This is a genomic window from Pseudoalteromonas sp. SCSIO 43095, assembly GCF_023650455.1.
GTDB classification, from domain to species: Bacteria; Pseudomonadota; Gammaproteobacteria; order Enterobacterales; family Alteromonadaceae; genus Pseudoalteromonas; species Pseudoalteromonas tetraodonis.
The window spans coordinates 1911044-1931274 of sequence record NZ_CP087995.1; the positions used below are offsets into that span (position 1 = coordinate 1911044).

The 20231-nt window shown below is 40.6% G+C and carries 19 protein-coding genes and 1 other annotated feature; of the genes, 10 read left to right on the forward strand and 9 right to left on the reverse strand.

Going from position 1 to position 20231, the window contains the following annotated elements:
• The 7 genes from LOC50_RS09065 (at position 1) to LOC50_RS09095 (ending at position 7264) form a co-directional block, all read left to right on the forward strand.
• Positions 1–945 carry a DUF58 domain-containing protein gene (locus LOC50_RS09065; RefSeq protein WP_036983209.1) on the forward strand — a complete coding sequence of 315 codons (945 nt, stop codon included), beginning with the start codon at positions 1–3 and terminating at the stop codon, positions 943–945.
• A 3-nt stretch (positions 946–948) separates the two neighbouring features.
• Positions 949–1383, forward strand: coding sequence for a DUF4381 domain-containing protein (locus LOC50_RS09070; protein WP_036983210.1), 435 nt, complete (start codon positions 949–951; stop codon positions 1381–1383).
• Positions 1376–2359 (forward strand): vWA domain-containing protein, encoded by a 984-nt coding sequence (locus LOC50_RS09075; protein WP_250653074.1) that lies wholly within the window; start codon positions 1376–1378, stop codon positions 2357–2359. The genes LOC50_RS09070 and LOC50_RS09075 overlap by 8 nt, the downstream gene beginning before the upstream one ends.
• The gene (locus LOC50_RS09080; protein WP_250653075.1) at positions 2359–4260 is read left to right on the forward strand and encodes a vWA domain-containing protein; all 1902 of its coding nucleotides are present in this window, start codon (positions 2359–2361) and stop codon (positions 4258–4260) included. Before LOC50_RS09075 ends, LOC50_RS09080 begins: the two co-directional genes overlap by 1 nt.
• Positions 4254–5900: a BatD family protein gene (locus LOC50_RS09085; protein ID WP_250653076.1), complete on the forward strand. Its 1647-nt coding sequence runs from the start codon at positions 4254–4256 to the stop codon at positions 5898–5900. Before LOC50_RS09080 ends, LOC50_RS09085 begins: the two co-directional genes overlap by 7 nt.
• A 96-nt stretch (positions 5901–5996) precedes the next feature.
• Positions 5997–6512, forward strand: coding sequence for a sigma-70 family RNA polymerase sigma factor (locus LOC50_RS09090; protein WP_250653077.1), 516 nt, complete (start codon positions 5997–5999; stop codon positions 6510–6512).
• Complete coding sequence (locus LOC50_RS09095) at positions 6512–7264, forward strand: DUF3379 family protein (RefSeq protein ID WP_248474295.1); 753 nt, start codon at positions 6512–6514, stop codon at positions 7262–7264. The genes LOC50_RS09090 and LOC50_RS09095 overlap by 1 nt, the downstream gene beginning before the upstream one ends.
• Before the next feature lie 151 nt (positions 7265–7415).
• Here the strand turns inward: LOC50_RS09095 and LOC50_RS09100 are convergent, their stop codons facing one another.
• Positions 7416–8606: an amino acid aminotransferase gene (locus tag LOC50_RS09100; RefSeq protein WP_036983216.1), complete on the reverse strand. Its 1191-nt coding sequence runs from the start codon at positions 8604–8606 to the stop codon at positions 7416–7418.
• Between the two features lie 78 nt (positions 8607–8684).
• Positions 8685–9344 carry a GAF domain-containing protein gene (locus LOC50_RS09105; protein ID WP_036983502.1) on the reverse strand — a complete coding sequence of 220 codons (660 nt, stop codon included), beginning with the start codon at positions 9342–9344 and terminating at the stop codon, positions 8685–8687.
• A 245-nt stretch (positions 9345–9589) separates the two neighbouring features.
• Between LOC50_RS09105 and LOC50_RS09110 the strand changes: the two genes are divergently transcribed.
• Entirely contained in the window at positions 9590–9919 is a 330-nt protein-coding gene (locus LOC50_RS09110; protein ID WP_069440267.1) for an SUI1 family translation initiation factor, read from the forward strand.
• Between the two features lie 15 nt (positions 9920–9934).
• Here LOC50_RS09110 and LOC50_RS09115 read toward each other — a convergent pair whose 3' ends face one another.
• On the reverse strand, positions 9935–12937 hold the full coding sequence (locus LOC50_RS09115) for a bifunctional diguanylate cyclase/phosphodiesterase (RefSeq protein WP_250653078.1): 3003 nt from the start codon (positions 12935–12937) through the stop codon (positions 9935–9937).
• Between the two features lie 193 nt (positions 12938–13130).
• Positions 13131–13248 (forward strand) — a sequence feature (Phe leader region).
• A 44-nt stretch (positions 13249–13292) separates the two neighbouring features.
• Here LOC50_RS09115 and LOC50_RS09120 point away from each other — a divergent pair.
• Positions 13293–14450 (forward strand): chorismate mutase, encoded by a 1158-nt coding sequence (locus tag LOC50_RS09120; protein WP_036983218.1) that lies wholly within the window; start codon positions 13293–13295, stop codon positions 14448–14450.
• Positions 14451–14562: 112 nt separating this feature from the next.
• Complete coding sequence (locus LOC50_RS09125) at positions 14563–15636, forward strand: hypothetical protein (RefSeq protein ID WP_250653079.1); 1074 nt, start codon at positions 14563–14565, stop codon at positions 15634–15636.
• A gap of 49 nt (positions 15637–15685) precedes the next feature.
• Here the strand turns inward: LOC50_RS09125 and tyrA are convergent, their stop codons facing one another.
• The 6 genes from tyrA to rpsP form a co-directional block, all read right to left on the reverse strand.
• Positions 15686–16819, reverse strand: a complete 1134-nt coding sequence (gene tyrA / locus LOC50_RS09130; RefSeq protein ID WP_250653080.1) for a bifunctional chorismate mutase/prephenate dehydrogenase — start codon at positions 16817–16819, stop codon at positions 15686–15688.
• 313 nt (positions 16820–17132) lie between these two features.
• Positions 17133–18002 (reverse strand): MYG1 family protein, encoded by an 870-nt coding sequence (locus tag LOC50_RS09135; RefSeq protein WP_250653081.1) that lies wholly within the window; start codon positions 18000–18002, stop codon positions 17133–17135.
• Positions 18003–18193: 191 nt separating this feature from the next.
• A complete protein-coding gene (gene rplS, locus LOC50_RS09140; protein ID WP_008114473.1) occupies positions 18194–18553 on the reverse strand; it encodes a 50S ribosomal protein L19 in 360 nt (119 codons plus the stop codon).
• Between the two features lie 33 nt (positions 18554–18586).
• Positions 18587–19354 (reverse strand): tRNA (guanosine(37)-N1)-methyltransferase TrmD, encoded by a 768-nt coding sequence (gene trmD, locus LOC50_RS09145; protein WP_138627079.1) that lies wholly within the window; start codon positions 19352–19354, stop codon positions 18587–18589.
• Positions 19354–19890 carry a ribosome maturation factor RimM gene (gene rimM / locus LOC50_RS09150; RefSeq protein ID WP_008114470.1) on the reverse strand — a complete coding sequence of 179 codons (537 nt, stop codon included), beginning with the start codon at positions 19888–19890 and terminating at the stop codon, positions 19354–19356. Before rimM ends, trmD begins: the two co-directional genes overlap by 1 nt.
• Positions 19891–19907: 17 nt before the next feature.
• Positions 19908–20156, reverse strand: a complete 249-nt coding sequence (gene rpsP, locus LOC50_RS09155) for a 30S ribosomal protein S16 (RefSeq protein ID WP_008114468.1) — start codon at positions 20154–20156, stop codon at positions 19908–19910.
• Between the last annotated feature and the right edge of the window lie 75 nt (positions 20157–20231).

A 20231-nucleotide genomic window follows, 5' to 3' on the forward strand; every position in this document is an offset into this window, starting at 1 on the left:
ATGCAAACACACTTTGATTCTCAGGCATGGCTTAAATTAAGTCATAGCCATGGTGTTAATTTATCGCTTAAAGAGCTGATGTATTATAAAGCTAAGGCACAACTGCTTGAGCTGGCACCTAAAGTTAGAATAAAAAATACCTTAGCAGGGCAATACCTTGCGCCCCACAAAGGCCGGGGTATGGAGTTTGCCGAAGTGCGTCATTATCAAAACGGTGACGATATACGCTCTATTGATTGGCGCGTTACCGCACGCACAGGCGAAACCCACACCAAACTTTTTCAAGAAGAAAAAGAGCGCCCGGTATTTGTGTTTACTGACTTTTCAAACTCAATGCTATTTGGCTCGCAATTACTGTTAAAATCGGTGCAAGCAGCACATATTAGCGCCTTAGTTGCGTGGTCAGCGTGTCAGCGTGGCGACAGAATTGGCGGTATTGTGTTTAATCAGCACTCGCATTTAGAGCTAAAACCCAGCGCTCGTGAAAAAGCGGTATTAAAACTATGCCATAATTTATGCGACGCTCATCAGCAGGCACTTGAAAATATTGATAAACCCGCCAGCAATAACTTTAGTGATAACCTCAAACGTTTAAATCACTTAGCTAAGCCTGGTAGTTTGGTTTATATCGTGTCTGATTTTAACGCCTTGGATGACGCCAGCTTCAAGCAACTGGAACTTTTGGCGCGTCATTGCGAACTGATTGGGTGTCATATTAGCGACCCCTTTGAACATCAATTACCTGCTTTTAAACAAACGGTAACCGTCAGTGCTAATAATCAGCAATTTGCCCTGCCCTTAATGGACAAGAGCTTTAGACAACGATTTGCTAAAAATGCCGAGCACGCATTTAGCGCGCGTATTAATCGCTTAACAAAGTCTGGACTCACCCTATTATCATTTAATGCAGCCACTGCGCTGGAACTGCAATTAGTGAGAAAATAAATCATGCAAACCTCTCCACTTGATGGTCTACACGATATTATTGCTCCCACCCAAGTCGACTGGTGGCCACTCGCTCCTGCTTGGTGGGTTGTTATTGCAATTGCTGTGTGTTTATTGTGTAGCTTAATTGTCATAATTTATAAAAATTATCGCTTTAAAAAGCCAAAACGTGATGCCATTGCATTAGCTAATCAACAACAGTCAGCGCAGCAATTACATGTCATTTTAAAGCGTTTAGTGATCACCTATTACGATCCGCGTTTAGCCGCGCAGTCAACAACGCATTGGTGCAACACATTGAACCAACTTTCAGCGATTGGCTTTAAAGAAGAAGAAATTTTAAGCCTATATAACGCTAATCAAACACAGGCAGCACTTAGTGATAAATTTCGCCAAGCCATTAAACAATTTAAACTAAAGGAGCCGCTGCATGTTTGAATTTAGCTGGCCATGGCTGTTTTTATTACTGCCGCTACCTTTAATATTGTTACTATTAAAACCCGCCGCCAATAATGCCAACACGCATCTGCGCATTCCAAGTTTTGCATCACATAATTTAAGCAATCAAAGCATAGAGCCAAGTGCGCGTAAATTGAATATTATCGAGTGGTTGCTGTGGTTATTATTAGTGACCGCATCAGCAAATCCAACGTGGTTAGATGAGCCCATATCGCTACCCAACGAAGGCCGCGATATAATGCTCGCTGTGGATTTGTCAGGGTCAATGACCGAACAAGACATGGCTTACAATGGCCAATATGTTGACCGTTTAACCATGGTCAAAGCAGTGCTAAGTGACTTTATAGAGCAGCGCCAAGGCGACAGACTCGGCCTTATATTGTTTGGTGATACCGCTTTTTTACAAACCCCATTGACGCGTGATGTGAAAACCGTCAGTAAAATGCTCTCTGAGGCGCAAATTGGTTTAGTAGGACGCGCCACGGCGATTGGTGACGCTTTAGGTTTATCGGTAAAACGCTTTGCCAGTAAAAAAGAAAGTAACCGTATTGTGGTGTTGCTTACAGATGGGCAAAACACTGCAGGTAACCTTGACCCAGAAGATGCGCTGTTACTTGCCCGTGAAGAAGGTATAAAAGTGTACACCATTGGAGTCGGTTCAGATAACCCGCGCGGCTTTAGTTTATTTAATATGGGCTCTGGGGGCAGTAACCTAGATGAGGGCTTATTGAAAAAAATTGCTGAGCAAACAGGCGGTCTGTATTTTAGAGCAAAAGATGTCGCTGGCCTGCAACAAATTTACGCTGAGCTTGATAAGCTTGAACCAATTAGTGCCGATGAGCAAACCTTTCGCCCACAAACAGCCTTGTTCTATTATCCGTTATTACTGGCCATTTTACTCATAAGTGCAATGGCATTGATAAAAACGGTGCGCGCAATGAAGGAGCCAAACTAATGGATTTTGAATTTATTCGTCCTGCTATTTTATGGCTGTTACTCCCTGCCTCAGGGTTATTTTTTATCGCCTTACTAAAACATAAAAAAAACCAGTCAGCGCCACTTATTGCGCCGCATTTGGCACCATTTGTAATGAGTGAATCAAACAATAAAGCTCGCCAGCCGCTGTGGCTGGTTGCGTTATTTTGCAATTTAGCAATTATATTTAGTGCAGGGCCAAGCTTTGAAGAGAAGCAAGTACCCGTGTTTCAAAGTAAAAGTGCCCGCGTTATTGTCATGGATATGTCCTACTCTATGTATAGCACCGACATTGCTCCCAATCGATTAATGCAATCACGTTTTAAAGCCCTCGATATGGTTGAGCTATTTAAAGAAGGCGATACCGCGTTAGTGGCTTACGCAGGCACTGCCTATACCATTTCACCACTGACCAACGACGCTAAGACTCTTGCCAACCTTATTCCTAGTTTAAGCCCTGAAATTATGCCAGATAAAGGCTCAAACGTACTCGCTGGCTTAGATATGGCACAAGAGCTACTAAGCCAAGCCGGCTACCTCGATGGCGATATTATTTTGATCACCGATGGTATTGAGCAACAACAGCAAAGCGATGTAAGCCGTTTTACCAACAGTAGTCAATATCGACTTAATATTTACGGCGTAGGCACCGCACAAGGAGCCCCTATAAAGTTACCTGAAGGCGGATTTTTAAAAGATAATTATGGTCAAATTGTGGTGCCAACCCTCAATGCGTCATTACTTGAAGGACTTGCAAAAAATAGCGGTGGGCACTTTGCCGATTACCAGCCAAGCAATAGTGATATTGCCGTTTTTTCACCGCAAGCAAACAGTGAAGTATTAAAAAGTGAAAAACCAAATTTAGCCTTATGGCGAATTGACGCCGGTATTTATGGTTTGCTTATTTTACTGCCTTTAGCTTTGTATTTATTTAGACGTTCTGCATTAGTTAGCGCAGTACTATTACTTAGCTTTTTACCTCAACAAAATGCGCATGCCGCAGAGCTGCCAACCCTGTTTAAAAATAGGGATCAACGGGCATTAGAGGCATACAACAACAAAGAGTATCAACAAGCAGCTCAGGCTCGCTCAAGCGCCCTCAAAGGGGCTGCACTGTATCAGCAAGGGCAATTTGATGCTGCCTTGAATGAGTTTAGCCAAGATAAGTCAGCAACCGGTTATTATAACTATGGCAACGCCTTGGCTAAAGCAGGACAATTAGAGGCTGCCATTGACGCGTATAAACAAGCGCAAGTAAAGCAAGATAACTTTAGAGAAGCCGCTGAGAATCAAGCGCTTGTTGAGCAGTTACTGAATCAACAACAACAGCAAGATCAACAAAATCAGCAAGGCAATGATTCGCAAAATCAAGATGAGCAAAGTCAAGAGGATGCAGATAAATCAAAACAAGATCAGCAAAAAAATGGCGAGAAAAACAACGCAGATAAAAGCGAAGAGGACAGCCAAAATAGTGAGCAACAGCAATCAGATCAGTCCTCGCAGCAATCAAAAGATCAGCAAGGACAATCTGGTGAGCAATCAGACAAACAGAATGAGCCTGACATGCAAGCTCAATCACAAAGCCAACAAAATGAAAATAAAGACGAGAATACACCGCAGCAAGATGAGCCGCAAAATCAACCTAATGAGATGAGTGAGCAACCGCCCTCTGATGAGCAAAAACAGCAGGCACAGCAACAAGCCATGCAGGCACAAGCCGCTGAGCTCACTAATGAAGAAAAAGAAAAAGCACAGCAACTAAATCAGTTATTAAGAAAAGTGCCCGACGATCCCGCTATTTTATTAAGAAACAAAATGCAATTAGAAGCCCAAAAAAGACAATATCAACGTCGTCCAACAGGAGTAGAAAAATCATGGTAATGCGATTATTTTGCTGTTTATTGCTATTAACTGCCATGCCATTAATGGCCGCCACCACTTTGGAGGCAAGCGTTGATAAAAACCCAGTATTAGCGGGTGAATTTTTTATGCTTAATATTAGCATTGATGATTCAATAAAAGGGCAACAACCCGACACCTCAGCATTATTAAAAGATTTTGTAGTCGGCCCTATGAGCTTAAGTAGCCGCACTAACATTATTAATGGCAGTATAAAAAAACAAACCTCTTGGTCTGTTAAACTAATGACCCGCAAGGCGGGTGAATACACCATTCCCAGTTTTAGTGTTGCAGGGCTAAACTCGCAACCAATTAGTTTATCGGTTAAAGAGCGCAGCAGCGACGCAGATAAAAATAACGATATATTTTTAAAAACCTCGCTTTCAAACAACAGCTTATTTGTACAAGAGGCTGGCGTTTACACCATTAAACTTTACTTAGCCAAAGAGCTTCTTGATGGCAGCTTAAGTGCGCCAAGTATGGAAGATGCCCAACTTACCCAACTCGGTAAACAAAGCGAAGATTATGAACTGGTTAACGGTAAACGTTATTTAGTGATCACCCGTAATTATTTAATTCAGCCCCAAAAAAGTGGCGCCTACACTATTGCAGCTCCCGTTTTTCAGGGGCGTATTCAGCAAAACTATCGTCAATTGGAAGTGTCAGCGCTTGGCGATGAGCAGCAAATTGAAATTAAACCTATCCCTGAAAACTATCAAGGAGACTGGTTACCCAGTGAACTGGTGAGCTTAACCGAGCAATGGCAGCCAGAGGATAATACTGTTGAAGCCGGCACGCCAATAACACGTACAATTATGCTCACCGCGCTAGGGGTGACTAAAGAGCAGTTACCCGAAATTGATATACCTATTATTAATGGTATTCGCAGCTATCCTGATGAAAAAGAAACCAATAATGCGGTACGTGATGGTCGAGTGGTATCGCAGCAAAGCGCCTCATTTGCGCTACTGCCACAAACACCTGGCACTTACACATTGCCAGAAATTAGCTTGCCTTGGTATAACACCAAAATGAATCGAATTAGTTATGCGACCTTACCTGAGCGTACTATTACAGTCACCCCCAGTACAACAGCGCCAGTGCAAACGCTTAATCCGCCAGCTGAAAACAACCTAAATAACACTATGGCAGAGTCAACGGAGCAAGCAGTTATAGTGCAACAGCAAACTGCCACACCACTGTGGCTAATTATTGTGGCCGCGCTTGGTTATGTTTTATGGATTGCGACGCTGATTTTTTACTTTAATAAACGCCCAGCTAAAGAAGTGCAACAAGCGGCTCAAACAACTAATAAAACAAATCAACAACCATCTTTAAAAGCCCTGCTGGTATTAGCTAAAAGCCATGACGAAAAAGCATTTTACGATGCGCTTAATCAGTATGCGCTAACCCTTACAGGTAAAAAGGTAGGGGCGCTATCCCATTTATGCGCTATGATAAACAACCCAGAGTTCACCGCGCAGGTAAACAATTTACAAGCACAGTTGTACAGTAAGCAAACGGCTAGCGCCAATTTAGACGCTATAGTTAGCATGTTAAAGGCACATCAATCGCAAACAGCTAAGCCTTCATCACCTGCGTTAAAAGAGCTGTATTCTTGATCTCAATTGTATTTTGCTTTTTTGACCTATAATAATTTTAACTAAAAAGAGTTTGTGTTTGGAAATAAAAAATCGAATGATCGGGTCTTACTAAATATGGCTGAAAAACAACAACGCTACGAAGCCCTGGTTCACGTTTATCATAAGGAACTCTATCGCTTCGCTTACTGGTTATGTAACGATCCGAATATTGCAGATGACTTAGTGCAAGAAACCTTTTTACGTGCTTGGCGCTCGCTTGACTCGTTACTCGATCAAAAAGCAGCTAAGCCATGGTTGCTAACAATTTTAAGACGCGAAAATGCGAGGCGCTTTGAGCGCAAGCAATTTGATTACAGTGATGTAGATAACGACACGCTAGTGGATCAAACCAGTCATTCTTTAGATGATGAAATGGAGCAAACCGTTATTCAACGGCAAATTTCGTTGTTGGCCGATGAATACAAAGAGCCGCTACTATTACAAGTGGTTATGGGCTGCTCTGGGGATGAAATTGCAGACATACTCGATTTAAACAAAAATACGGTTATGACACGTTTATTTCGAGCAAAAAATCAACTTAAAGTGGCACTAAGCCGTGATGATGAACAACTTAAAGGGGCATCAAAATAATGGATGAACTTGAGTTTCGTCGCCGCACGATTGCACAGCCAAACGAGCTAGACAAAGAACTACTGGAATTTGCAAACAGCAGTCCCGATAGACAACAATTTTTAAATGAAAACAAAACATTTGATAAGCAACTCAATGATGCGCTTGATATTCCTGTGCCTGACAACCTTGCTGAACGGATTATTTTAAACACCTCGTTAAAAGAAAAAGCCAGAAAAGATGAGCTTGAACAAAAAAACAACGTTATTGATTCACGCTCACGCTTTAAGTTTGACCGCGTATATTTGGCGTTCGCTGCTTCATTTGTGATTGCGGTAAGTGCGTTTATGTTTAGCACAGAGCAAAACTTGAATCATGCTGCTGGCGAGCATGCATTGGCACATGTTTATCATGAACTTAACGCGTTAAATAAAACTCAACCTATCAGCTTACAAACAGTCAATGAAAAGCTGGCTTTACTTGGCGGTCAACTTAATGATTTACCTGGGAAAGTTACTTATGTTAACTTTTGCGATTTTCAAGGCGAGAAAGGCATCCATTTAGTGTTTGAATCGGACTTTGGCCCTATGACCGTGTTTATTGTCCCTAGTGATAACAAAGTCTTTGAAATTGGCTCGGGTGACTTTAGTGACTCTCGCTATGTAGGCCATATAAGCCGAGGAAAACAAGCTGATACTGTACTAATAGCAAGCCTAGGCTCACCGGTTAATATGTATAATGAACGTATTGCAGGCGCTATTCGCTGGCTGTAATACCAACTTGTATAAATATTTGAACAATTTAACGAATTAAACTCCCTTATATCTAAGCAGATATATATAAGGGGATGGGTATTACAAACAATAAAAAACCGCAACGAGTGTGCGGTTTTTTTATTGCTAATAAGCTAAAACTTATTATTGGTTACTTACATACATCAGCAACAGCGTTAGCAAAGTAATCGATGTTTGCTTGACTAATTCCCGCTACGTTTACACGGCTAGAGCCTACAATATAAATACCGTAGTCTTTTTGTAGACGCTCGATTTGCTCTTTATTAATACCTAAGAAAGAGAACATACCGTGTTGGCGGTCTATAAATGAGAAGTCTTGAGCAATGTCTTTGGCTGCAAGGCTGTCTTTAATTAAACTACGTAAACCATTAATACGGTTACGCATTTCATCAAGTTCACTGTGCCATAACTGCGTTAACTCTGTGCTGCTTAAAATAGTGTTTACAATGTCTGCACCGTGCGCTGGCGGCATAGAATAAATGCTACGTACCACACTTAATAATACCGAGTTTGAAATATCAGCGGTTGCACTGTCTTTTGCAATAATTGAACAAGCACCAATACGCTCACGGTATAAGCCAAAGTTTTTAGAACATGATGAACAAATTATCAACTCTTCAACCGCATTGGCTAAAATACGTAAACCATTCGCATCTTCTTCTAAAGAAGAACCAAAACCTTGGTATGCAATATCAATCAATGGCGTAAAGCCCACATCTTTTGCAAGTTCAGCAATGGTATTCCATTGTGTTTCGTTTAAATCCATACCACTTGGGTTGTGACAACATGCATGTAATAACACAACATCGCCCTTAGGCACCTGTGTTAATGTTTCAACCATTTCATCAAACAATAAATCTTTGTTTTCGTAGTCGTAGTATGGGTATTCTTTAACCGTTAAGCCTGCAGCTTCAAATAAGCTAATGTGGTTAGCCCACGTTGGGTTAGTAACCCATACAGTAGCGTTTGGGTTACAACGTACAATAAATTCTGCTGCAACACGAAGTGCGCCTGTACCACCAGGTGCTTGTGCTGTGCGTACGCGATTAGCTAATAATGCCGGGTGCTCACCAAGAAGAAGATTTTCCATTTGTTGACAGTAATCTAAGTTACCAGCAAGACCAATGTAAGATTTGCTCATTTCATTTTCTAAACGAAACGCTTCTGCTTTTTTTACTGACTTTAATACCGGGGTATTCCCCTGCTCGTCTTTATATACACCAACCCCTAAGTCAATCTTATTAGGGTTAGTATCTTGCTTATAGGCCGCCATAAGGCCAAGAATAGGGTCTGTTGGTAATGGTTTTAATACTGAGAACATTGACTATCTCTTCGTTATTTAGGGGTTAGCTGTTGCGCTAAGCTTAACATAAAAAGTCACTCGATTGACCAGTGTTATTTACACTAAAAAGTGAGGAATTTTAATACAGCATGCAATTAATAAGGCGAGTGTCGTATTATCAAAAAAATCCGTGCTAAAGGCTTCGCCATCGACAATGCCAATGCACTGCTTTTGCGCATTAAATAGTGGTAAACAGGCCTCTGCTTTTACTTTCGGATCGCAGGTGTAATACTCACCACCCGCGGCTAAATATTGCTCAACATTATTAATAACACGTCCTTTACCACTGAGTGCCACTTGCACATTATTACTGCCGGTTGCAAATTCAGCTGTGATCGGAAATAAAGGGCGGCTCGGTGCACCAAAATAAGCGAGCTTTAATAACTGCTCGCCTTCAGGGGTGGCTGTATTTTGATAGATGCCATACCAATCTAACTGGGTGTTTTCGATTACATAGTCAACAATCAACTGAAGTTGCGCTAACTTTGCTGTTGTTTGCGCATTTTGGCTAACGTAATCGTTTAAATTAAACGGCTCATCTTGCAAGTAGCCGAACAAACTACATGCGCCACCTTCACCGAGTTCTGGAATTTGATACTGCCAACGCACGGCCGGTGCAGCATTGCTATTTAAGTACTGCTCAAGCTTTTCTAGCTCAGCGTTAATTAACTGTTGCTCTACATTAAGCTGAGCTTGCTCTAAATAAAAATTTATCATTTGGCCATCCATACATCTATAATGCCGAAATAGTAGCATGGATATTTTTATAGCGCGAGCCAATTTAAAGCGCTTTTTAAAATCCTTAAGCACTTTTATTCATAGATATAATTGCGGTATTTAAACTGGTCGCTTTATCTTTGGGCATTAAAAGGTGTTCAGCTTAGGCGCAAAAATTACGCCTTTGCGTCACAAATTTGTTATTATTTACTCCAATATTAGATTCAATCTTAGATAGGTTAATTATGAGTGATAATCACTTAGTGTATTCAACAGCAACAGGGCGAATTGACCAGCCAAAGCCAGAAAAAGAACTGGATGTAAAACTATTTAAAGACGGGTCTATTCGCATAGAGCGTCAAAGCAAAGGTCGAAAAGGTAAAGGCGTAATGCTAGTTGTAGGATTAGATCCCCAACAGCACGATTTAAAAAAGTTAGCAAAAACAATAAAAAGTAAAATGGGCCAAGGTGGCGCAGTAAAAGAAGGAGTTATTGAAGTACAAGGTGATGATCGCGATAAGTTAAAGGCGATTTTAGAAGGATTAAAGTTTAAGGTAAAAATTGCGGGTGGTTAACCCGCAATTTTTGTTTTATTCAGGGACTTTTAACACAGCTAATTGATCAAACAACACTGGGATATCGGCTTCGGCAACGGGCTTACTAAAGTAATAGCCTTGCACAATAAAACAATTATTATTTTGTAAAAATTCAACTTGCTCTATTGTTTCAACCCCTTCAGCAACCACATCAAGCTTAAGCTTTTGTGCCATCGCAATAATCGCAGCGGTGATCTCCATATCATTATCATCTTCAGGAATATCTTTAACAAACGAGCGGTCAATTTTAAGAATATCGACAGGAAAACGTTTAAGGTAACTCAACGAAGAATAGCCCGTACCAAAATCGTCAATAGAAATTGAAATACCCAGCTTTTTCAATTGATGTAACTGATCAATAGCCGCCTCAACATTACCCATTAGCATGCTCTCAGTCAGCTCAAGGTGCAGGCTTTTAGCTTTAATTTGCGTCTCTATGATTATTTTTTTCAGCATAGGTACTAAGCTTGCGTCTTTAAACTGCCTTGCTGACAGGTTTATCGACATGTTGCTCGCTCTACCTTGTTGCTCTAGTCGTTTAGTAAACTCACATGCTTGTTGTAACACCCACTTACCTAGTTCCACAATTAAACCCGTTGCCTCAGCAATAGGAATAAATTTGGTGGGTGGAATGAATCCCTGCGTAGGATGGAACCAGCGAAGCAATGCTTCATACCCTACTACACTATTATCGCGACAATCAACTTGTGGCTGATAATGCAGTGTGAGTTGTTTTTCTTTAATTGCATGGCGCAACTCATTTTCAAGGAATAATCGCTCATTGGCGGCTGCATTTAGATCTTGGCTGTAAAAGTGGAACGTATTACGCCCTTTCGCTTTTGCTTCATACATGGCTAAATCGGCATGTTTTAATAACTGATCTTCCTCTAGGCTATCAAATGGCGCCAAGGTAATACCAATACTGGCAGTAACAATCACTTCGTTACTACCTAATTTTATTGGCTGATTTAACGTTTTTTGAATGGTGTCAGCGACTTCCGATGCTTCTTTTTGATGCTCAATACCACTGAGTAATACCGCAAACTCATCACCGCCTAAACGAGCTATAGTATCTTCTGCTCGTAAGCGCTGCTTTAAGCGCGTTGCCACTTCAACCAATAGTTGATCGCCTGCATCGTGACCTAAAGTATCGTTAATACGCTTAAATTCATCCAAATCAAAGTAAAATAAAGCAAACGAGTAACGCCCTCTTTCAGCAAGCGCCATCGACTTTCTAAGCTGCATTCTAAAGAATGTACGATTAGCAAGCCCGGTTAATGTGTCGAAGTAAGCGAGCTGTTCCATTTTGCGTTGGCTTTCTTTTACAAATGAAATATCTTGCGCTGAAGCAACGTAACTGGTGATTTTTCCACCATCTTCACGAATAGGTGACACACTCAGCGATACCCATATGGGTGGCTTGTTTTGCGCTTCAATAAGGGTATCCCCTCGCCAGTAATTACGGTTGCGCAAATCAATGTCAATGTCCTCTACCAACATGGTCATTTCATTAGCAATAATAGTCAGAAGTGGCTGGCGCAGGAAATCACTTTCTGCAAAGTCGGTCATTTCCAGCATTTTTGGATTAACATATTCAATCACAAAGTTTTCATCGGTGATCACCACACCCGTGCCCGAGAAGGCAACCGCTTTAGACAAGCGAATTGCAGCCTTTTCTGCAATTTCTTTTTCTATTATGCGCTGGTTTAAGCCATCGATGAGTTTGCGGATTTCAATGGTCATATCTTTGAATGAACCATTAAGCGTACCGATTTCATCTTTATTTTCTTTTGGAAAATCAATTTCTAACTGGCCTTTACCAAAGTTAGTAACCGCATAAACCAATGAATGCAGGCGTCTTAAAACTAGTTGATAAAGTGCTTGGTGTAACAACAAAGCAACTAAAATGGCATACAGAATAAACAAGCCAAAAAACTTCAGTTTTAAGTCTTTCAGTGCCAATAGTGTAGAAGAGCGCTTTTTATATACGCCTACGTACCAGTTTACACCTTCAACTTTATGGATATTTATAATGTAGTCTTCACCATTTAATGAAAACGAGTCGGCATATTCCGGCAATTGTATTTGCCTTGCATTATCAATAACTCGCTTTAGCTCAGGAGAAATAAAATCGCCATATAGCAACTTTTTACCCGCCTCTCCGTATTGGGTATAACTATCGGCTCCTAAATTAGGGTGCGCCAATAGCTGCCCTTGCTTATCGAACACCACTAACTGTTTTTCTTTTCCGCCAACGGGCAATTGCGATATGAGAGAGTCGAGAGAAATATCACTACCCGTAACTCCTAAAAACTCATCATTTTTATAAATAGGTACAATTAAACTAACGACCCACTTATTCCAAACGCCATCGTAATACACTCGTGACCACAGCGGCTCGCGTTGTGGATTTGTTAACGATTTTGCGTAATTAAAACTTTTGCTTTGATTAAAGGTGTAATCTCCGGGGACATTGAGTGCCCAATTTGGTGGCGCAACACGGATAAAATTATCTTTGGTGATCAGGTAAAAATTATAAAAATCTTGAATTAACGTGGGGGAAATCACTTTCCAAAGCGATTCAGAATCTGCAATTAACTGTTTATAAAAAGGAGAATAAGCATTTTCGGGAATGAACGCCGCAGATAAGCCATCGGCAGATGCGCTGCGCACAGAACCATCATTGGTGACTTGCATAGTCGGGGCATTGTTATTCTTAAATGATAATTGCCCCTCAAATAACTGCTCGCTAACAACAATATTAGCTTGCTCAGCTATTTTAACTTTGGTCGCTATCAAATTATTAAACTGGTTTATTAATAATTCATTTGATTGCTTTAATACCTCATGCTCTTCAAATACAAGCTGTTTCTCTTCTGATTTGAGCATTAATGCAGCCGCACAAATACCTGCAACTAAACAAATGCCAGAGATCAACAGTGATAACTTGACACTGAGTGAGTTTATTCCGAATCGAGATGGAGGGCGTCGATACACAAAAGGCCAACCTTATTTATAATTATTATTTTTGCGAGTAGTAGAAATATACCAGAACTTAAATCAGAATTATAAATTATTTATAAACGTTTAAAAAACAACACCTTTTGTACACATATTAGGTAAAAAAGCCACATCAGGTAAGTGCTTGTTGACATTAGAGGTTACTCTTCATACATTAAGGGCATGAATATAAAATACTCACTTATTTTCTTATCTTTTTTTAGCTTCTTTATATAGAAGAGGCTTCCCTGTTTGTGAGATAAAATCAATCGAATAGTAAAGCCTCCCAACTGGGAGGCTTTTTTGTTTACGCTGTTAAATACAGTGACGTTTTTGGAATGAGGAAAACCAAATGAGCAATGATGTTTTAGACACGCTTAGGCACGATATAAATGAAATCGATTCTGACCTACTTGTGTTATTAGCGAAGCGACGCCGTATTAGCCATGGTGTTGTTGAATATAAGATAGCGAATAATAAACCAATTCGTGATGAAGCACGTGAATTAGCATTACTCGAAAAATTAATCGGTTATGGTAAATCTCTTGGTTTAGATGCCTACTATGTAAATAATGTTTTTCAAACCATATTGGAAGACTCTGTATTACATCAACAAGCCATGCTTCAAAAGAATTTAAACCCCGATGCACTGAGCGAAACCCATCGCGTAACCTATTTAGGCGGACAAGGATCTTACAGTCAACTTGCGTGTCATAAGTACTTTAGTCGCCGACCAGGCAAATTAATTGAAATTGGCTGTAGTTCTTTTGATGAGATCACCGGTAAAGTAGAAAATGGTCAAGCCGACTTTGGCTTACTGCCTATCGAAAACACTAGCTCAGGTAGTATTAATGAAGTATTTGATTTGCTGCAGCATGCACAAGTCTCTATTGTAGGTGAAGTTACTCATAGCGTTGAGCATTGTTTATTAGCCGCCCCAGGAACTGAGCTGTACCAATTAACTAAAGTCTTTGCGCATCCGCAACCCTTTGCCCAGTGTAGCCGCTTTTTACAGGGCCTTGGCGAACTTCAGCATGAAACCTGCGATTCAACATCGAGTGCATTAAAATCAGCTCTTGAAACACCTAACAGTGCGGCTATTGGCTCTGCACAAGCAGGTAAAAATGTAGGGCTTGAAGTGATCAAGGCGAATCTTGCTAATCAAAAAGAAAACCATAGTCGCTTCATTGTGGTTGCACGTAAACCGCTACATGTATCTAAACAAATCCCCACTAAAACCAGTTTAATTATGGCAACTAAGCAACAAGCAGGCTCACTCGCCGATGCGCTGATGATTTTTAAACAGCATAATATAAATCTAGTAAAATTAGAGTCTCGCCCTGTACCAGGAAATCCATGGGAAGAAGTATTCTATGTAGATTTAGAAGCGAACCTTGCTGATAGCCAAGTGAAACATGCGTTAGAAGAGCTTAAAGAGCATACCCAATATGTGCGCGTATTAGGTTGTTATCAAAGCGAGTCTTTACAAGCTGTAAGTGTAGATAGTTAAGTATTACGTCTGAGTGTAAATGGATTCACACTCAGATACTAACTATGCCAAGCGGTCGAAATTTGTACTTTAAGTTAAGTTAAGTTGACATCTATTATAAGGAAATAAAACAATGCAAACAAAATTTATAGCTCTTCTTTTACTACTTACTCCCCTGCTTACGCCTGCCGCTCCTATGCCAACAGGGAAATCTGATGGACTTATTTGTTCTTCATATATTGGTGGTAAAGTTAAGGCTTGCCCTGAAAATATTCACGACTATATCAATAATAAAACTGGTATTCCTATTTACCATGCTTGCGACAATGGCGAAGCTTTATGTATTGGTGAAGGTTATCCATACAATGACTTTCGTGAACTTCATACTATTTATGATATTGATAATAACCAAACAAAAAAAATACAAGTAACTATTACCCCAACGTTACTCGATTCTCTTGGGCGCAGCACCTTACAACAGGGCCGAAAAATCATTTCTGAGATTGCTCCTACCCCACAAGAAAAACAGTTCACCAATGAATTATTCTTAGCAGTAAACTCTAAACAGAAACTAGCAAAACAATTAACACTTACTGTGCAAGGAAGTTATGCAACTGATGCCTCAGGAGTAACCACTGATATACTGACAAGTTCATTACTATCTTGCAAAACAGCACTCAACTACCTTAACAATGACGTTAATTGCATGGGTGATTTAAACAAAGATATTGATTTATCAGTTCAAGATAATGCGGTATTTAATTCCTTTATTTCAGCTTTACAAAAAGCCCAAGGGTTAATAAATGTTGTGACTGTTGGCAGCATTGATTATTCTGATTTACAAAAGTTGAATCAGTTTATTGTTATTTTGTATTACGATGACGGTTCTAAATTAGCTATTAATGTCGAGTTCAAAGAAGGGGCGATAGAAATTAAATTAAATAAAGACGCATCGCGTACATCTAAAGGGCTAACTTTTTTACAATTTATAGAAGGTAACACCAATAAAGCCACCTCATATGGTGAAGCAAAATCTATGGCTAATTCAAAGTATAATAGTGGTTTTGGCTGTGCACCAACGCGATTTGATAATGACGTCACCGCAAAATTAGTAAATACAATAATAATCAAAAAACCCGATGGAACGGAGCGTCATATAAATATTTATAAGCTAGTTAATGAATTTGTAGTATTTAATCAGTGCTAAGTATGAAACTTTGCAAGGCTGGACATAAACCTCCAGCCTTCATTTATTATTAATCTAGAACCTTAGCGTCGTTCGCTTTATTTAATAAACTACGGCTTTGGGTTAAAAAGTGCGCCGTTGAATCCGAGAAATAAGACTTTGCATCAGCAAAAGCATCAATTAATGCGGGCTTATCCCCAGCTTTTAGCTTTTCAAGCGTTTGCGAAAACAAAGACTGATACTGCGCCAATAAGCTTTCGACATTATCAAATTGCGCTAACATAATATCGGTGTATAGCTCTGGCGATTGTGCAAATAAACGGCCAACCATCATTAGCTCTAACTGATATATAGGTGATGAACAACTTCTTAGCTCGGCGAGTGTGTGCCCCTGTTTTGCTAAAAACTGACCATACACAAAGGTGGTTAAATGGCGCATCACCTGAATAATTTGCATCGCTTCATCGTGTTTTTTAGCATCAAGTTCAACCAACTGACAACCCCATATTTGTAGCTGTTTTAATAACCCTTGTGCCATTTCAGGATTACGCCCTTCACATACCACCACCGTTTGTTTCACCCAATGAGAAATATCAGGACCAAACATGGGGTGTAAGCCAACAACAGCGCCATTGTGAACTTTTTTGAGCACATTTAACGGCGCTTGTTTAACCGATGTAATATCAACCAGCAAACAATCATCATCGAGTTTAGGTAACGCGTTAACAACCGTTTCAAGAGCATTTATTGGTACACTGATCATCACCAGTTTTGCACCTTTTAGAATATCCGCAGTCTGTGATTGCTGCGCCTTATCTAAAATTTTGACTTCGTAACCCGAGCGCTGAAATTGTTTTGCAAATAACTGCCCCATTGCCCCTTCACCACCAACAATAACAATTGGCGATAGTTGTGGGTCGGCACAGGCTAATTTGGCTTGTTGATTTTGATAAGCTTCACGCATCATGCGTCTGAGAATGTCTTCGACTAAATCAGGATTTACACCTTGATTAATAGCCTCTTGACGTCGTGCAGCTAATAAATCAGCTTCTCTATCGGGTGCATGTAGTGGCGCACCAGTTTGTTGTTTTATTGCGCCAATTTGTTGAGTAATACCATTGCGCTTTGCAAGTAAGGCAACCAGTTGCGCGTCGCATTCATCTATACTTGTTCTTAGCTGCACTAAATCACTTATCTCTGCCACGTTCTCATTCCATCCAAAAAAGCAAAATCGTAAATTAAATCTTACAAAAAAGTAAACTAATCAATACGATAAATACTAACAGGATACGTTAGGGGTTAAAAGGCAAATTATTGAAAAGATCACTATCAGTTGTTCAACTAAAACCAAGGTGGAAACGGTAGTAAGTAACCTAAACGCTAGATAATAAATCTATCTCAAGCAGCTATTTCAGCGCTAACTACATTGAATTTACGTAGGGTCATTAAGTAGAGAATCTTAAAAAGTGGCTCAAGCCACTTCTATTAAGTAACCGGCGAGCGGTTAAGGAGAACTATTAGTATTCTAATGCCATAGCCGCAAGCGACATAACACTGTCGAATGATTCTGCGCCAGCGATAAATAGGCCATTATGGCAAAACATAGCATCATCGATACCGGTTACCGCTTGAAATTCATCATCCGATAATCCTGCCCATGGTGCAGGTAATGACTTTCTGTCTTCAAAAGAGCCTAATTCTGCAGGCACCGTTTGCACTATCCACTTGCCTGAATGAGATGGGTAAACGACAAATAATGCCTCATCAGATAAACTATGTACGGTTTTTTTCCACGGAGTATAGCGCTCTAATACGATTAATCGAGGATCATCAGCTTGTTTTATTGCTTGAGCAACAATCTTTTTAGCATTTAAACCACCTCGGGCAGAAGCTACAAAACGAATCAGTAAAGTGTGTGCAAATTCAACCGCTTGATCAAAAGCAGCATCAAAATCACTTTCCTCTTCCCATGTTGGGTTAAACATAGAAATTGTTTGGCTTAAGCTAATGCCTGTAGCAACCCCTTCAACATGACCACAATCAATGGCATCAACAGTTGATACAAGCCCTGCATCCACCGCATTCGCCACATCTTGGTTATCATCACATATTGCTAAGCCATATTTCTTCCACACCAAGCCAAATGACGAAAAAGGAATCCCATTTTCGCGAGCACCGGCACCGCCGCGCTGATGGTGATCAAATCGGTCAGTTTCTGGGTCATATTGACCACCAACATCAATAACCACATCGGCGTCATTAATAATCGAATTATCGCGTGTGCGGATCAGGGTAAAAGAAGGGAAAATAATTTTAAGCGCAGCGATACTAAAAACATCATCTGCGTGAAAATTGCCGTTGTGTGTAACTATCGTTTTATCATTCATTTTTGTACATCATTTTTGCAAGAAGTGAGAAGATATTGTGATTTGAAGTGAACCACACTTTAACGCATGCAGGTTAAGGTGTGTATTGGTTTTTGAATGTAGCGATATAAAAACCGCAATAGTATTAAAACCAAAACGGGTTGCAACCCAAAGGTTGCAACCCGTTTTTTTGCGTTGATAAACAGCGCGTATTAGTTAAGTTTTTCTCTAATACGTGCAGATTTACCAGAACGCTCACGTAGATAGTAAAGCTTAGCACGACGAACCGCACCGCGACGCTTAACTGTTACGCTATCAATAAGAGGGCTGTGCGTTTGGAATACACGCTCAACACCTTCACCGTTCGAGATTTTACGAACTGTGAATGCTGAGTGAAGACCACGATTACGCTTAGCGATTACAACACCTTCAAAGGCCTGTAGACGCTCTTTAGCACCTTCTTTTACTTTTACCTGTACAACTACTGTATCACCAGCGCCGAATGCAGGTACGTCTGTTTTAAGCTGCTCTTCTTCAAGCGCTTTAATAATATTTTGGTTTACTTTTGCCATTATGTTTCTCACTTTCCTAGGTGTAACTGTCTTCTAGCCACAAGCTTTTTGGTACTCTTGCTGAAATTTCGCGAGTAATACCGCTTGCTCCTCAGTCAGAGCTAGGTTATGCAACAAGTCAGGACGGCGAAGCCAAGTTCTACCTAATGACTGCATAAGCCGCCATTTTGCTATCTCTTGGTGGTTTCCGCTGAGTAATACAGCAGGCACCTGTTTGTCGTCCAATGTTTCTGGCCGTGTATAGTGAGGACAATCTAGCAAGCCATCCGAAAATGAATCTTGCTCTGCTGACTGGTTGTGTCCTAAAACCCCTGGCACTAATCGCGCTACTGCGTCAATTAATGTCATGGCAGGTAGTTCACCTCCACTCAAAATAAAATCACCAATTGACCATTCTTCGTCAACGTACGATTCTATTATTCTCTCGTCTATACCTTCATAGCGACCGGCAATTAAAATCAGTTTTTCAGAGTTTGCGAGTTCGCTAGCCCCTTGCTGATCTAATTTGCGCCCTTGTGGCGACATATAAATTACTTTTGCACCATCACCTGCAGCCTGTTTGGCTTCAAGAATGGCTTGTTTTAATGGTTCAACCATCATTAACATGCCTGGCCCGCCCCCGTAAGGACGATCATCTACGGTTCTATGCTTATCAGTTGCATAGTCACGTGGATTCCAGCTGTTAAAATCGATTAAGCCATTTTTAACAGCACGACCGGTTACACCTTGCGTTGTAATTGCATCAAACATATCCGGGAAAAGGCTGATAACCCCTACCCACAACGAACTTGTTTGATTCATTAAAAGCTTGGATCCCAATCTACAGTAATTTCTTTCGCATCATATTTAACTTCTTGAATAACTGAATCAGTTAAAAAAGGAATTAAACGTTCTGCTTGGCCAAATGCATCTTTACTGTTTGCTTTCACAACTAGTACATCATTTGAGCCTGTCTCCATAAGGTCATCAACAATGCCTAAGTTATAACCTTTATCAGTTACAACCGACATGCCGATGAGATCTCGCCAATAGAATTCACCTTGCGGTAATTCTGGTAGCTGCGCCGAATCAACAGAAATTTCTACATTGGTATAAGCCATTGCTTGGTCTCTGTCATTTACTTGCGCAAACTTAGCGATAAAGCCTTTGTTGTGGCGACGCCAGTCGACCACTTCTAAGGATTGCCATTTACCTTGCTGCCCTATCAACCACGGGCTGAAATCGAAGATCCCTTGGGGATCATCAGTAAATGAATGCACCTTAAGCCAGCCCTTTATACCATATGGGGCGCCGAGCTTTCCTACGACAATTATTGATGAGGTGTTCTCTTGACTCATGGTTACACTTACGCCTATTAAGCCGCTTTACGAGCGTCTTTAACTAATTTAGCTACACGATCTGAAAGACCTGCGCCTTGACCTAACCAGTGTTCAACACGTGGTAAATCTAAACGAAGTTTTTCTTCTTGACCTGAAGCAATTGGGTTAAAGAAACCTACTTTCTCGATGAAGCGACCGTCACGCGAGAAACGGCTATCCGCAACCACAATTTGATAGAAAGGGCGTTTTTTAGCGCCACCACGTTGCAAACGAATAGTTACCATACCGTCCTCTAAATAGATTGACTGTTTTCATTAATAAGATTTACTCCCCAGTATGGGGAGCCGGTGAATTGTACG